The organism is Gemmata palustris (genome assembly GCF_017939745.1).
In the GTDB taxonomy this organism is placed as follows: Bacteria; Planctomycetota; Planctomycetia; order Gemmatales; family Gemmataceae; genus Gemmata; species Gemmata palustris.
The window spans coordinates 4,334,273-4,348,709 of record NZ_JAGKQQ010000001.1 but is presented as its reverse complement, the minus strand read 5'-3'; the positions used below and the strand labels follow the sequence as shown (position 1 = coordinate 4,348,709).

The window sequence follows — 14,437 nt, the reverse complement described above, 5'->3', positions numbered from 1 at the left end:
CGAATAATTACTTACCCGCCGTGGCAGCTACCGTGGCACCCGCTCTTCTTGTTGAAGAGCCCGCCGCCGCTGCGGAGCCCGAGGAACCCGCCGCCGTGGCAGCTCGAGCCGTGGCAGCCGGCGTAGCTGTAGCCGGAGCCGGTGCAGCCGGCCGGGGCCGCGACTACGACCGGGGCCGGAGCCGGGGCCGGGGTGTAGCCGGTGCAGCCCGTCGGGGTGCCGTGGCAGCTCGAGCCGTGGCAGCCGCTCTTGTGCGAGAACAGCCCGCCGCCGTTACGGAGCCCGAGGAACCCGCCGCCGTGGCAGCTCGCGCTCGTCCCGGTGCAGCCGGTGCAGCCCGCGCTAACGACGGTGCCGTGGCACCCGGCCTTGTCCTTGCCCCCGAAGCTCGCCATGTCCCCGCCGGAAGTAGCCGCGACCATCAGAACAACGCTGTACATCCCGAAGCCCTCTCGACACCCGCCTCGCGTGCGAACGGCCCCCGGTCGCGGCTCCGTGTCCGCAACTGAACGAGCGCCGGGTTTTTCGCGTCTAGTTATCGCCTTGTGGGGAAGCTTTAACCGAGTGAGGCAGGCGAATTCGTGTAGTGAGGATGGTAGGTTGGGGAAGAATGGGAGTCAACGGTAAACTAGGGTGTTTGGCGCGTTCCCGGGTTCCGAAAACAACGGTTGTACGGTCCCGTGTCGTTCGCTCGGTGCCGGGGCTAAAATGCGGGTGGCGCGACCCCGGCCCCGCGGCGCAAACGCCGCTCCCGGAAACAGGGTTATGACTACCGCGGGCACGCGCCGATTAAAGGTGAGTATTTTCACGCGCCGCACCGTTGAACGAGGTCGTCATGGACCGGGACGCAGCACCCGCAGAGTCAGTCGCCGCAGTCGTTCCACCGTTTGAATGGAGTTTCGTTCGCAAGGTCGGGATCGTCGGCTCGGGGCTGGTCGCGGGCGCGGCGGTTCTGGGCCTGGTGGCGACCGCGATGGGCTCGCCGCCGTGGGTCATTCACACGGCCCGGCTGTTCCTCGTCTTCGGCGGGGCGATCACCACCGGCGCCGCGGTGTCGATGCGCCCGGACCTGTGGCAGGCGTGGGCGCTCGGGGCCGTTACGGGGGCGCTCGCGGTCGCCGGCACCCCCGCCCACTGGGACTCGTTCCGGTTGCTGTTCGGGGTGTGCGGGGCGGTCGCCGCTGCGTGGGCCGTGGCCCTACTCGTCTCGGTCCGGTACCGGTTGTACGCCCTCAGCGCGGTGATGGTGTTCCACTTCGCTGGAATCTTCTTCGCGACGACCAGCCCGCCCTCGACGCCGTGGGTCACGGAGCAGGCGTTCATCCGCGTGTACAACCCGTACCTGCAGTTCCTCTACTTGCGGAACGCGTACCACTTCTACTCGCCCGAGCCCGGGCCGGCGAGCGTGATCGTCTGCTTGCTGAAAACGGAGACGGGCACCGACGCCCAGGGGCGCAAAGTGTACGAGACGCGCTGGGTGGTGCTGCCGAAGCGCCCGGCGGACGTAAAAGACCCGCTCGGACTCACGTACTACCGCCGGCTCTCGATTACGGAGCAGATCGCGCGGGCCACGCCGGCGCTGCTCCAACCGGTCCACGTCGCCGAGAAGAACGAGATGCTCCCGCGCCGGCGGATGGTGTTGCGGTCGATCCCGCTCCACCCGGCCGAGGAGGAGACGATCCAGTACCGGCTCCCGCAACCGGAGGTCGCACGGTTCGTGCTCCCGTCCTACGCCTCGCACATCATCCTGGAGAACACGGACGCGGCCGGCGCGGGCAAGACGACGGTGAAGATCTACCGGCTCGAGCACAAGACACTGAGCGTGGAGGAGTTCACCAACGTGCTGAACCGGCCCGGCGTCATCAGCAGCCCGTACCACCCCTCGACGTACCGCCCCTACTTCCTGGGCGAGTTCGGCTTCGTGCCGGACCCGGACAAGCCGGGTGCGACGCACATCGAGCTCCTGAACCCCCAGGAACCGATGCTCTACTGGCTCGTGCCCATCGGCCCGCGCCCGGGCGGGCGCCCCCCGGGCGACCCGGACAAGCGCGAGTTCATCGATTACATGTCGATCCACGCACTCGACACACTCAACTTGAGCGAGCGGGACGTGGACGACCCGCAGTACCGCGACAAAGTGTTCGACTGGAACCAACTGCGGTAACCGGCCTCCTCCTCTGTTCGCAAAGGCGTTGCGCGGGCAGAGGAGGGGCGCCCGCTCGGTGACTCATTGACACGCACAGTTCGGCAGACAGCACGCGCGCCGGCCCCGCTCTTTTTCAGGGACGCGGGCCGGAGGGACGGTTCTTGTAGCTGGAGTGAGATTCGTCATGGCCTCTGAGATAACGCCCGACACCGCGCCCGAGCCCGTGTACCGGTCCCCGTGGCAGAAGTGGGTGGAGTTCTGGTTCCCGGCCGCGGACCCGACCACGCTCGGCTTCATCCGGCTCACGACCGGGCTCCTGGTGCTGTACACCCACCTCGCGTACAGCGTGGACCTGCAACAGTTCTTCGGCAAGCACGGGTGGTACTCGGCCGCGTTCATCGAGCGCGAGCGGAAGGAGTATCCCTCGCTGGTGCAGCCGTTTTGGAGCTGGGACCACCGGCCGGTGGTGCCCGCGAAGGTACCGGACTTCCCGCACCGGCGCAAGGCCGTCATCGATTTCATCCGCGCGCTGCCGGAGGACGACGCGCAGCGCAAGCGCGCGCTCGAGTTCCTCCACCGCATCAGCGCGAGCGACAACCCGGATCACCCGCTCCAGGCGCTCGGCTGGTTCCAGGACATGAGGACGTTCCCGGAGCGCCGCGACCGGTACCTGAACGTGCTCACGAGCGGCTCGCCCCCGGCGCAGGACGAACCGGCGCCGCCCGCGTTCCTCGCGTCGCTCCCGCCGGCCGAGCGCCAGCAGGTGGCGGCGGACGTGCGCGCGTTCTGGGACGTGCTGCCGATCAACCGCGTCGACAACAGCGCGCGGGCCTACGTGCTCAACCACTTCGTCGAAATCGGCATCGATTTCCGCCGCGCGCTCGTCAATTTCCTGTACACGCTCCCGTCCGACCCGGCGGAGCGCGCGAAGAAGATCGAGTACCTGGACTACTGGAACAACGAGTCCGAGAAGGCGCTGCGGACCGGGCACAGCATCTTCTCCGTCTGGTTCCACGTCACGGACCCGACGCAGATGGCGCTGATCCACGCGGCCGTCCTGGTCGCGATCCTGATGTTCACCGTCGGACTGTTCACGCGGGTCACGTCCGTCCTGGTCTGGATCGCGGTCGTCGGGTACATCCACCGGACGCAGCAGGTGCTGTTCGGGATGGACACGATGATGAACATCCTGCTGTTCTACCTGATGATCGGGAACAGCGGGGCCGCGCTCTCGCTGGACCGGCTGATCGCCCGGTACCGGGCGGCCCGCGCGAGCCTCGCGCGCACGGGCGCGATCGACGCCCCGGTGCGGTCGTTCCTGACCGCCCCGCCGCTCTCGAAGGGCGCGGGGTTCGCGCTGCGGCTGATCCAGGTCCACTTCTGCTTCATCTACCTGGCCTCGGGGCTCTCGAAGCTCAAGGGGGGCGCGTGGTGGGACGGGCACGCGGTCTGGGACGTGCTGGTGAACCCGGAGTTCACCCTGATGCAGTACGAGTGGTACGAGAAGATGCTGCGCGCGCTGGCGAGCATCAAGCCGCTGTACTACACCGCGGCGGCGCTCAGCGCGTGGTCCACGCTGTTCATCGAGATCGCGGGGCCGTTCCTGCTGTGGACCCGGTTGCGGTGGCTCATCATCTTCCTCGCGAGCGCGATGCACGCGGGCATCGCCGTCCTGATGGGGCTGAACCTGTTCGAGCTGTTGATGATCGTGATGCTCCTCGCGTACATGCCGGACTTCGTGATCCGCGACCGGCTCCGGGGCGGGGTGAACCTGGCGAAAGTGAAGTTCGCGTTCGATTCCGGTTCGGAACCCGCGCGCCGGGCTGCTGCGCTCGCACTGGCCGCGGACACCGAGGGACAGGTTTTGCTCGCGCCCGAACCCGCGCTCGGCACGCCGGTCCTGACGGACGCGGGCGGCACCCGGTACAGTGACGCCCGTGGCGTCACGGCGCTGTTCCGTTCCGTGCGGATTCTCGCTCCCATCGCCCCCGTGCTGTGGGTACCGGGGGTGCGGGGCCTGTTGGCGAAGCGCCTGTTCCCCGCTCCCGCGGGAGCCGTTCCCCCCGCGCCGACCGCACCCGCGCCAGTGGCCGCGCGATAACGGTCGTGTTTCTCCCGTCAGGGATCATCTTCAGGTGAAATGCCACGGGCCAGGGAGCAATCTCTGGCCCGTCGTTTCTGCTTCTCTTCTTGGTGTGCGGAACACTCACGTCAACGCCGGCCCGAGTTATCAATCGAAGACCGCCCCACATTCCTTGCTGAATCTCGTTCGCGATGCGCGGTACAGAACGCCCACAGAGGCACTTTCGGCGATGCCGGGAATATGTACGTCTTCGTGTGCCGCAACCACCGCGAACCTCACATCCGTGCTTCCATGCAGTGCAGTTAGCAACGCGGCGCCAGGTCGTTGCTCGTTGTGGTAATGGCGGGTACACTTCGGTTGCGTTCCCGCCTGTTCTCTCCCCACTTCGAGTAACCGACATGCTCGCCTTGCGGTCAAGGCTCCTGGCGCTCCTCGTTTGCGTTGCGAGTGCGGGCGGTGCTACTGCTGCAGATTGGTCGGGATGGCGCGGGCCAACCGGAATGGGGCAGACGGACGACAAGAACTTGCCTCTCACCTGGAACGGCAAGACCAGTGAGAACGTTCGTTGGAAGTCCTCGCTCCCGGGCACCGAGGAGAAGGGCGCACAAGATCAGAACCAGTCCAGCCCCATCGTGTACCGCGGCCGCGTGTTCGTCACCGTGAGCTACTGGCCCGGGAAGATCGATCCCAAACAACAACCCGAGCACCACGTCGCGTGCTACCGCACCGACGACGGTAAATTGCTCTGGAACGTGAAGGTCGAACCGGGGCCGTGGACCTTCGCCGACCTCCGCGGCGGGTACACCGCACCCACGCCCGCCGCGGACGACGAGCGCGTTTATGTCGTGTTCGGGTCGTCAGTCATTGCGGCACTCGACCACGACGGCAAACAGCTCTGGCGCAAGGAGATCAAGCCGTTCAAGTTCGATGTCGCGCTCGCGGCCAGCCCGGTTCTCGTTGGCGATACCGTCGTGATGCAGTGCGATCAAACCGATAAGCAGTCGCGGTTGATCGGCTTCGACCGCAAGACCGGTGACGCGAAATGGGAGCAGTTGCGGCCGAGCCACGGTTTCGCGCACAGCACGCCCGTGCTCGCGGACATTGCGGGAAAGAAACAGTTGCTCGTGGCCGCGTCGAACGCGCTGCAGGGCGTCGATCCCGATACCGGCAAGGTGCTGTGGTCGTGCGCCGCGAGCGGGGACACCGTGTCGCCCGTGTTGGGCGCCGGGCGCGTGTACCTCGATAGCGGGCGCGGGGGAACCGGTGTCGCGGTCGACCCCACCGGCACCGGTGACGTGACCAAAACGCACCTGAAATGGAAGACCGGAACGATGCCCGAAGGGTACGGTTCGCCAGTCATCGTCGGCGAGCACCTATACCGGCTACACTCGCCGGGGGTGCTGAAGTGCCTCAAACTCTCGAACGGCGAGGTGCTGTACAGCGAACGGCTCACGGGAGTTTCGATTCACGCCAGTCCGGTCGCGGCTCCGGGCGGGCGCATCTACCTCGCGAGCGCCGGGAAGACGTTCGTCGTACAGGCCGGAGAGAAGTTCGAGCTTCTTGCGGTCAACGACCTCGGCGACGACGGCCCCGCTTCGCCCGCCATTGCGGACGGCAAACTGTTCCTCAAAGGGCGGAAGATGCTGTACTGCGTTGCGACGAAAGAATAGCGGAAGACCCTACCTCATCCCCTCCCGTAAGGGCAGGGGAGCACCTCGGACCTCTCCTATGCGATTTGTTCTCCTCTCACTCGCAGTTTTTATTGGCCCCGCCGCTCGTGCGGCTGACGGATGGCAACCGGTCGCGACCGAACTCCTCGCGAAAGAGAAAACCGGCTTCGGCGGGTTGTCCGGGGTGGCGGTCGATCATGATACCGGCACGCTGTTTGTGTGCCTCAGCGATCGCGGGGTGTTCCGCTCGGCCGATTCGGGCAAGACGTGGGAGCGGCACGGCAAAGACGTACCGAAGGGCCGAACGGAAACGCCCGGCTGCCTGCAACGCGACCCCACCGGGAAAACCAAAACGCTCCTGATGGCCACGGTGTACGGCGGGCCGGTCATCGTCGCGTCCTCCGATCCCGCGACCCCGTGGCGCACGATGGACAAGAAGTGCGAGCACGTTGACTGGTGCGCGGTCGACTGGACCGATCCGGAGATGAAGTTCGCGCTCGCCTTCAAGCACGAAGCCGGCGGGCTCCTGCTCCTTTCCCGCGACGGCGGAAAGTCATTTTCCGAAGCGGGTAAGGGGCACGGGTTGGGTGCGTGGGTCTTCGACGCGGACACGGCCGTTGTCGCGCGAGAGAAATCGCGACAGAAGGCGACCGGCGGGATTCTTCGCACCACGGACGGCGGGAAGACGTTCAAGCCGGTGGCCGATTACACCCCGGTTGCGCTTCCCAAACCTCAAGGCGATGCGCTGTTCTGGCTCGTCGAGGGCGCGCTGCTGAAGGGCACTGAGAAAGGCGCAAAGTGGGAAAAGGTGAGTGACGTGAAGGACGCGCGCTACGGTCCCGTGTTCGGTAAGGACGCGATGCACCTGTTCGTGCTCACCGCGTCCGGCGTGATCGAGAGCACGGATTCCGGTGCAACGTGGGCCAAGCCGATCGCGGTTCCGAAGGAACTGAAAGGCGTTTCGGCACTGACCTGGCTGGAATACGACCCGAAGAACGATTTGCTCTACGTGATGAAGATGGGCTCTGATCTCTATAAGCTCGCGCGCCCGAAGTAGATCGACGGTCACGAGATGCCGGTATCGCGTAAACTGCTCTGTGGTGCCCGACGGAGCGGTTGACGTGGACGAGCGCAGTGCCTTATTCGCGAACGTGTTTGAGCACCCGTCGGATGATACCGCGCGCCTCGTTTTGGCTGACTGGCTGGACGAGCACGGCGAAGACGTGTTCGGGCGGTTCCTGCGCGCCGGGGTGACCGCGTCCCGGTTCCGCGACGAGGTGCTGATCGATGATCCCGACTACTACGCCGCGCTCGGCGACCTCGCGGCCGTGACCACGAACGGGTGGCCCGCGCAGTGGCTCTCGGAACTCGGGATCGGCCCCAAACCGCTCAACTTCGGCGACTGGGTGTGGGACAACACCGCGGACCGGGTGACGGTGCGCATCGGGAGCGTGTCCGGGGTGTTCGCACGCGGGATGTTGTCCGAACTGGTCGCGCCGCTCGCGAGTTGGTACGAATTCGTGCCCCGCGCGATCGCCGCGTGGCCCATCGAGCGCGCCGAAATCACCGGCGCGTGGGGCCTGCGCTTCTCGATCCAAGCACCCGCGGAAGGGCACCCGGCCTGGCGCCTGGGAGCCACGTTCACCGTTTCACCGCGCCGGCGCCGGCCCCGGCCCCGGCCCCGGCTGCTCCCCCCGCCCGGCCCCGAGGACCCCCTGCGTCGACCGATTGCGCCGATGCGCTGGGATTGTGAGCGCTTATTCCCCACCCGCACGGAACTGGTCCAACAAGTGGCCCGGGCCTCAATGGAACTGATGGACCAACTTCGCGACGCGGTCGGCACGGAGTGGCCGCTGTAATCGACACCCGACACCGAGTACCGACGTTGCGAGCGGTCGTTACAACCGGACGCATTTCATCAGCGTAGAATCGTCTCACCCCTTTCTCATTAGAGGACGCGAGATGATCGACTGTCGAGTGCTTATTGTTGGTGTCGCACTTGCTGTGCTAGCCGGGCGCTCTCACGCGCAGCCGTCCGCGGTCGCCGCGGCAGACGTTACGGGGATGAAATTGAACCATTACTACACCCCGGACAAGAAGAACCACGAGCCGGATTTTACGTGGACGTTCACCAAAACCGAGTTCACGATTAAAAAGGGCGCCGGGCCGATCCCCAAACACCTGATCGAGAAACTGTTGTCCGAGGGCGCCGCGGCCGACGAGATCACCGGTTCGTGGAAGTTGAACGACGGGAAACTGGAACTGACCGATATCAGAGCCGGGGATAAGGCGGGCAAAAAGGACGTCGGCCTGCGGATCTTCAAGACCGCGCCGACCGTCGTGCGTGTTTGTGACCCGGATCAATTCGTGTTCGGTGCCGGGCGGTAGTCTCTGTACCGGGTCCGCGCGGAGAGAGATTTTGAGGCGGGCGCCGGTGCCCGCCCGTTTCATGTTAACAGAAACTATCATTCTCGCGGTTCGCGCTCGGATTGTGAGAGTGTGATTGAGTTGCTACTTCGCGATATTGACTGTAAACTTTCTACGCCCACCAACCTCTCTCTCTCCAAATGTCCGCCCATCACACCAAAGCGAGCGTTCACTGTGCCCGTCCGTTCCACGACCCACTTTACTTGGCAAGTTCTGCGTGCAGTCAAACGTAGCAAGAAGGCGGCCATCGGCCGCACCCTGCGCCTCTCGCCGACCGCGAAAACTAAAGACGGCTCGTTCCTGACGACCCTGGTCGACGAGGGGCTCCTCGCGCGCGTCACGGGGACCGCCGCGGCGCCGTTCGAGGCGACCTATGCGCTGACCGAGAAGGGCCAGCACGCGGCCGAGTACGGCGAGTACGAGTTCCAACTGAAGCCGCGGCCGGTCGTACCGCAACGATGAACGGCGCTGCCGCCAGAAAATCATCAGAAGTACCACGGTTGACGCGGCGATGATCGCACCGAGTGCAATCGCCGCGCGAAGTCCGTGAGCCGCCACGCCCGAAATCCGAACGGGTCCGTCCTTCCGACTCGGAGTTGGGGCAACACGTTCGCGCACGCACGCCGCATTTCTGCACTCCCCGCGTTCCGGGGTCGAACCTCGGCCACTCGCTCCCCGTTTCATTCTGTCGGTGTCGAGCCGCGCTCGATAACTTGTCCCCGTCGCGGCTCAACGTGACGTCGGTATGGGCACGCAGGTTGCAACACTTCCCTCCACGTTCGCCCCAATCCGTAGGAGGAATGCCATGACGGGGCACGATAGTCACACCAAGCTGACGTGCGAATATCTCGAAGACCGAGACACCCCGGCCGGGAACGTGACCGCGATGGTGTCGGGCGGCGCCCTGGTCGTCACGGGCGACGATGATTTCAACCGCGTCCGGATCGAGCAGGACGGCGCCGGAAACCTGTCCGTGACCGGGCTGGCGGGGACCACGGTGAACGGCCAACCGGCCGTCTTCATTGGCCAGGGCACCCCGTCTGGGGTGTTCGTAGATCTGGGCAACGGGCAGGACTACCTGGAGATGGTCGGTGTGTTCGCCGGGACGATCAACGTCCAGGGCGGGAACGACGGGGACGGCCTGTACCTGTGGAACGTAGGTGCGGCCGGGAACATCGAGGTCCACAGCGGGGAGGCCAACGACACGCTGTTCGCATCGGGCGTGGTGGCCGGAGGCGCGCTGGTGCTCGACGGCGGGAACGCTTACGACATCGTCCACGTCGATAACAGTTGGGGGAACGGTGGGACGTTCTTCGTGAATAACGAGGCCCCGTTCTAGCTCGTTCGTCGTGACAGCAATCGAAGGGGGCGTGGGGCACGACTCGCCCCACGCCCCCTTCGATTGCGCTGACATCACACCTCGGGGTGTTCGTAGACCGGGGCTTGCACCGCATCTCCGGGTTCGGAGTCGAACCAGCGATAGACGGCCGGGATGACGAACAGCGTTAGCAGCGTTGACGTCACGAGTCCGCCGATGACGACCGTGGCCAGTGGCTTTTGGACCTCGGCCCCGGACCCACTGGAGAACGCCATCGGGATAAATCCCAGCATCGCGACGAGAGCCGTCATGAGCACCGGGCGGACGCGCATCATGGCGCCTCCAAAGGCGGCCTCGTGTGCGTCCCGACCCGACCTCCGCAGTTCCACGACGTAAGTCACGAGCACGACGCCGTTCAGTACCGCGACCCCGAACAGTGCGATGAACCCCACGCCGGCCGAGATGGACAGGTCCATTCCCCGGAGCCACAGCGCGAACACCCCGCCGGACGCGGCCAGCGGCACGTTCAGGAAGATCAGCGCCGCCAGTTTGGTCGAATTAAAGGTGGAATGGAGCAGCACAAAGATGAGCAGCAGGGCGACCGGTACGGCCACCGAGAGCCGCCGAGTGGCTTCCTGCAAATTCTTGAACTGCCCGCCCCACGCGACCGAGTACCCGGTGGGTAACTTCACCTTCTCGTCCACGGCTTTCTGAGCTTCGGCCACGAACCCCGCGAGATCGCGCCCGCGCACGTTGCACGAGATCACCGCCCGGCGCCGGATCGCGTCGCGACTGATCTGCGCCGGTCCGTCGTCGAACTTCAACTCCGCGAGGTGCTCGAGCGGGATGGGGCGCCCCTGCGAATCGGGCACGGTGACGCGCTTGAGCCGGTCCAGGTCTTCGCGCACGGCTTCCGGGAACCGCACTTGAAGCGGGAACCGGCGCTGCCCCTCGAACACTTCCCCCACGTCCTTCCCGCCCATGACGGCCACGGTGTCGAGGACCGCACGTGCGTTGATCCCGTGGCGCGCGAGAGCGTCCCGGCGCAGGATAACGCGCAGGTACGGTAGCCCGCCCGTTTGTTCGACCGCCACGTCCGCGGACCCCGGCACCTTACCAACTGCGGCCGCGACCTCTTCGGCGGTCGCGCGCAGCGTTTCGAGATCGTCGCCGTACACGCTGATGCCCACGTCCGATTTGACCCCGGCGATCAGTTCCGCCACGCGCAACTCGATCGGCTGCGAGAACGCGTACACCTGCCCGGGCACCTCGCTTTCCAGTTTCTCCTCCATCGCCTTGACCAGTTCCTCTTTACTGGCGAAGCGCCACGAACCGTGCGGTTTCAGCGACACAATTACGTCGGTGAGGTTGATCGTCATCGGGTCGTTCGCGATCTCGGGCCGGCCGCTCTTGGAAACAACCGATTCGACCTCGGGCATTTCCCGGAGGCACTTCTCGATCCGCGTCGTCATCTCGACGGATGTTTCGAGTGACGCGCTCGGCAACCGGGTCGCCTGGATCGCCACCGACCCCTCGTCCAGTTTCGGGATGAACACGGCGCCCATGTGGAGTGCCGCCCACGCGCTCAGCGCGAACACTGCGGCCGAGGTCGCCAGAACCGTGCGCGGGAACCGGACCGCCAGTTGCAAGAGCGGTCGGTACACGGCCTTCGCCCAACGCACCAGGAGTGGTTCGTTCTCGGACACGCTGCGCAGGAAGATCGACGCCAGCACCGGCATCAGTACGAGCGCCAGCGCGAGCGACGTGAGTAGCGCGAAGATGACCGTCAGCGCCATCGGCCGGAACATCTTCCCCTCCACCCCGCGGAGCGACAGGATCGGGAGGTACACGAGCAGGATGATGCCGACCCCGAACACGACCGGCCGGGCGACCTCGCTGCACGCGGCGCGAATAACTTCGATCGGCGCGCGTTCGTCCCGGTTGTGGTGCCGGTGCTCGGCGACCCGGCGAACGACGTTCTCGATCAGCACGACGCTGCCGTCCACGATCAGTCCGAAGTCGATCGCACCGAGGCTCATGAGGTTGCCGGACAGTCCCGCGACCCACATGCCGACGAACGCACCGGCCATTGCGAGTGGGACCGCCAGCGCGACGATCAGCCCGGCCCGCAGACTACCCAGGAGCACCAGCAGAACGATCGCTACGAGTACGCCACCTTCCAGGAGGTTCGTTTTCAGCGTGTGGACCGTGCGCTCGACCAGTTCCGTCCGATCGTAGACCACATCGATTTCCATTCCCTCGGGCAGTGTTTTCTTGATCTGCTCCATCTTTTCCTTGCTCCCGCGCACCACGTCGCGGGAGTTCTCCCCGGCGAGCAGCATAACGATTCCGACGACCGCTTCCCCCCGTCCGTCGCGGGTCGTGGCGCCTTGCCGCAATACTGGTGCGAACTGCACGTCGGCTACCTGGTGAACGTACACCGGGGTGCCGTCGCCGCGCGCGTCCAGCACCACGTTGCGCACGTCGTCGAGCGAGCGGATCAGCCCCTCGCCGCGCACGATCCGCTGTTCCTGGGACCGGAGCAGCACGTACCCGCCGCCCTCGTTGGCGTTGTTCTGCTGGATCGCCGCGCACAGTTTTTCGAGTGAAATGTTGTGCGCCCGGAGCTTGTCCGGGTCGGGTCGGACCTGGTAGGCGCGGGACTGACCCCCGTTGGTGTTCACCTCGGTCACGCCGGGCACGCTGCGGAGCTGCGGGGCGATTTGCCAGTCCAGTACCTCTCGCAGGCGCATCAGTGAGTGCGTGTACCCGGACTTGTTGCGCACCTCGAACTGGTAGATCTCGCCCAGGCCGGTGGCGATGGGTCCGGGCTTCGGGGCGGGCACCCCGGGCGGGATCTTCTCGCGCGCTTCGGTGAGCCGTTCGTTAACCTGTTGCCGCGCCCAGTAAATGTCCGTTCCTTCCTCGAACACGACCGTTACGACCGAGAGGCCGAACTGGGACACCGAACGGATCTCCTCCACGCGAGGGAGCCCGCTCATGGACGTCTCGACGGGAATCGTGACCGCCTGCTCGACCTCCAGCGGGCCGAGGGCCGGGGCGGTCGTCATGACCTGGACCTGGACGTTGGTCACATCGGGCACGGCGTCGACCGGTAACCGCCCGGCGGCGTACACGCCCGCGGCCAGAAGTAAAAGGGTACCCAGAATCACCAGGAAACGGTTATCAATGGCGAAGTCGATCACCCGCGCGAACATGCGCTTACTCCCCCACCATTTGGTCTTTGAGTAGCTCGGACTTGAGCACGAACCCGCCGCGCCCGACCACGAGTTCACCGGGCCGGACCCCGTCGGTGATTTCGATCGCGTCGCCCGATTGCCGGCCCAGAACTACCTCGCGCTTCACGAACGTGTCACCGTTTGTGGCGACGAAGACGAACGGCTTGTTTTCGTGCCGGAGGACCGCGGAGGCGGGGACTTGCACCACCGGATCGGACGTCCCGGTGTCGAACCCGACCTCGACCATCGTGCCGGGCTTGAGAGCCCGCTCGGGGTTGGGCGCTTCGGCGGTGAGAGTCAGTGCCCGGGACGATTTGTCGATCAGGTCGCCGGTGTACACGACCGTGGCGGGCCGTTCGGTCACGCCCGCCAATTCCGAGCGGAACGTGACCGTCCGGCCCGTCAGCCCGCGGAGCAGCATCAGGTCGGCCTCGAACACGTCCGCCTGAATCCAGACCGTTGAAAGGTCGGACAGGACGAACAGTTGGGACTGCGGCCCGACGCGCTCGGACAGGACCACGTGCTTCTCGACGACGGTCCCCGCGAACGGTGCGCGAACCATCAGCAGCGACGCTTTCGCGCCCTCGGCCAGCGGATCGAGCGCATCGACGGCCCCGGGCGCCAGGCCGAGTGCCACGAGTTTGGCCCGGGTCACGTCCACTGCCGTTTCTGCTTCCCGGAGCTTCAATTCTGCCTGTCGAACCTGGTACTTCACCTGGTAGCGGAGGTCTTCGACGAGACCGGTGTAGGTCGCGTTGGCCGCGTCCGCTTCGGACTGGATCTTGAGCGCGACGGACTCGGGCACGGCCCCGGCCGAGGAGCGCACGGACGCGAGTTGTGTGCGGAGCTGGCCCCGGCGCGTGTACGCGCTCAGGAGTTGCGCGCGCCAGTCGCCGATCGGCTTGTCCGCGAGCTTCTTCTCGATGTCGGCGAGTGGCGTGCCGTCGGCGAGCAGTTTCAGAAGCTCCGCGGCGTTCGCCGTCGTCGTCCGGGTCCGCGCTGCGGCCTCGCGCTCGGTGGCGAGCGCGGCCCGGCCCTTGACCAGTTCCAGCTTCAGCGAACTCAGTTCGCGGCAATCAATGACGGCCAGTACGTCACCGGCCGCGACGGTGTGCCCGAGGCGCGCGGGTACCTCGCGCACGATCCCTTCGACCGGGGGGCTGATGTGCGCGACGCGCTCATCATTGAGGGCCACCCGACCCGTGCGCCAGGTATGCGCCCGGAACGGGGCGGCCGAAACGGGGGTCGTCTCGATCCCGGCCGCGGTCTGTTTTTCCTTCGACATCGTGACCGAGTCTTTGGCACTTTCGGGGTGCTTCTCGGTGTCGCTCGATTTGGTTGTGGTGGGCACGCGCAGTGCGCCGGAGGCGATCACTCCCGCACCCCCAGTGCCCAGTGCCAGACCCAGAAGCACCCCGATCCACCGGCGCCGGAGGCGCGTCGAAGGGGCGCTGGGGACCAGTTCCCGGCGGATGACCACTTCGCTCATTGTGTTCCCTCGTTACTTCATGTGCGTGCGCACCGACCGGCACTCGTGCCGCGGTCGAATTCACG

The 14,437-nt window shown here is 65.9% G+C and carries 11 protein-coding genes; 8 read left to right on the top strand and 3 right to left on the bottom strand.

Annotated elements, in window-relative coordinates; translation table 11 throughout:
* Positions 1-11: 11 nt before the first annotated feature.
* Positions 12-440, bottom strand: a complete 429-nt coding sequence (locus J8F10_RS17815; protein WP_210655898.1) for a hypothetical protein — start codon at positions 438-440, stop codon at positions 12-14.
* A 395-nt stretch (positions 441-835) separates the two neighbouring features.
* Between J8F10_RS17815 and J8F10_RS17810 the strand changes: the two genes are divergently transcribed.
* From J8F10_RS17810 to J8F10_RS17775, 8 genes are all read left to right on the top strand, one after another.
* A complete protein-coding gene (locus J8F10_RS17810; RefSeq protein ID WP_210655896.1) occupies positions 836-2,164 on the top strand; it encodes a hypothetical protein in 1,329 nt (442 codons plus the stop codon).
* A gap of 166 nt (positions 2,165-2,330) precedes the next feature.
* Positions 2,331-4,247: a hypothetical protein gene (locus J8F10_RS17805; protein ID WP_210655894.1), complete on the top strand. Its 1,917-nt coding sequence runs from the start codon at positions 2,331-2,333 to the stop codon at positions 4,245-4,247.
* A gap of 380 nt (positions 4,248-4,627) precedes the next feature.
* The gene (locus J8F10_RS17800; protein ID WP_210655892.1) at positions 4,628-5,899 is read left to right on the top strand and encodes a PQQ-binding-like beta-propeller repeat protein; all 1,272 of its coding nucleotides are present in this window, start codon (positions 4,628-4,630) and stop codon (positions 5,897-5,899) included.
* Positions 5,900-5,957: 58 nt separating this feature from the next.
* Positions 5,958-6,956, top strand: a complete 999-nt coding sequence (locus tag J8F10_RS17795) for a WD40/YVTN/BNR-like repeat-containing protein (RefSeq protein WP_210655890.1) — start codon at positions 5,958-5,960, stop codon at positions 6,954-6,956.
* 64 nt (positions 6,957-7,020) lie between these two features.
* Entirely contained in the window at positions 7,021-7,758 is a 738-nt protein-coding gene (locus J8F10_RS17790) for a TIGR02996 domain-containing protein (protein ID WP_210655888.1), read from the top strand.
* A gap of 103 nt (positions 7,759-7,861) precedes the next feature.
* Positions 7,862-8,287 carry a hypothetical protein gene (locus J8F10_RS17785; RefSeq protein WP_210655886.1) on the top strand — a complete coding sequence of 142 codons (426 nt, stop codon included), beginning with the start codon at positions 7,862-7,864 and terminating at the stop codon, positions 8,285-8,287.
* A gap of 213 nt (positions 8,288-8,500) precedes the next feature.
* Positions 8,501-8,788 (top strand): hypothetical protein, encoded by a 288-nt coding sequence (locus J8F10_RS17780; protein ID WP_210655884.1) that lies wholly within the window; start codon positions 8,501-8,503, stop codon positions 8,786-8,788.
* A 343-nt stretch (positions 8,789-9,131) separates the two neighbouring features.
* Positions 9,132-9,665 (top strand): hypothetical protein, encoded by a 534-nt coding sequence (locus tag J8F10_RS17775; RefSeq protein WP_210655883.1) that lies wholly within the window; start codon positions 9,132-9,134, stop codon positions 9,663-9,665.
* A gap of 74 nt (positions 9,666-9,739) precedes the next feature.
* On the opposite strand, the gene J8F10_RS17770 is transcribed toward J8F10_RS17775, so the two are convergent.
* Positions 9,740-12,862, bottom strand: coding sequence for an efflux RND transporter permease subunit (locus J8F10_RS17770; protein WP_210655881.1), 3,123 nt, complete (start codon positions 12,860-12,862; stop codon positions 9,740-9,742).
* A 4-nt stretch (positions 12,863-12,866) separates the two neighbouring features.
* Positions 12,867-14,372, bottom strand: coding sequence for an efflux RND transporter periplasmic adaptor subunit (locus J8F10_RS17765; protein WP_210655878.1), 1,506 nt, complete (start codon positions 14,370-14,372; stop codon positions 12,867-12,869).
* Between the last annotated feature and the right edge of the window lie 65 nt (positions 14,373-14,437).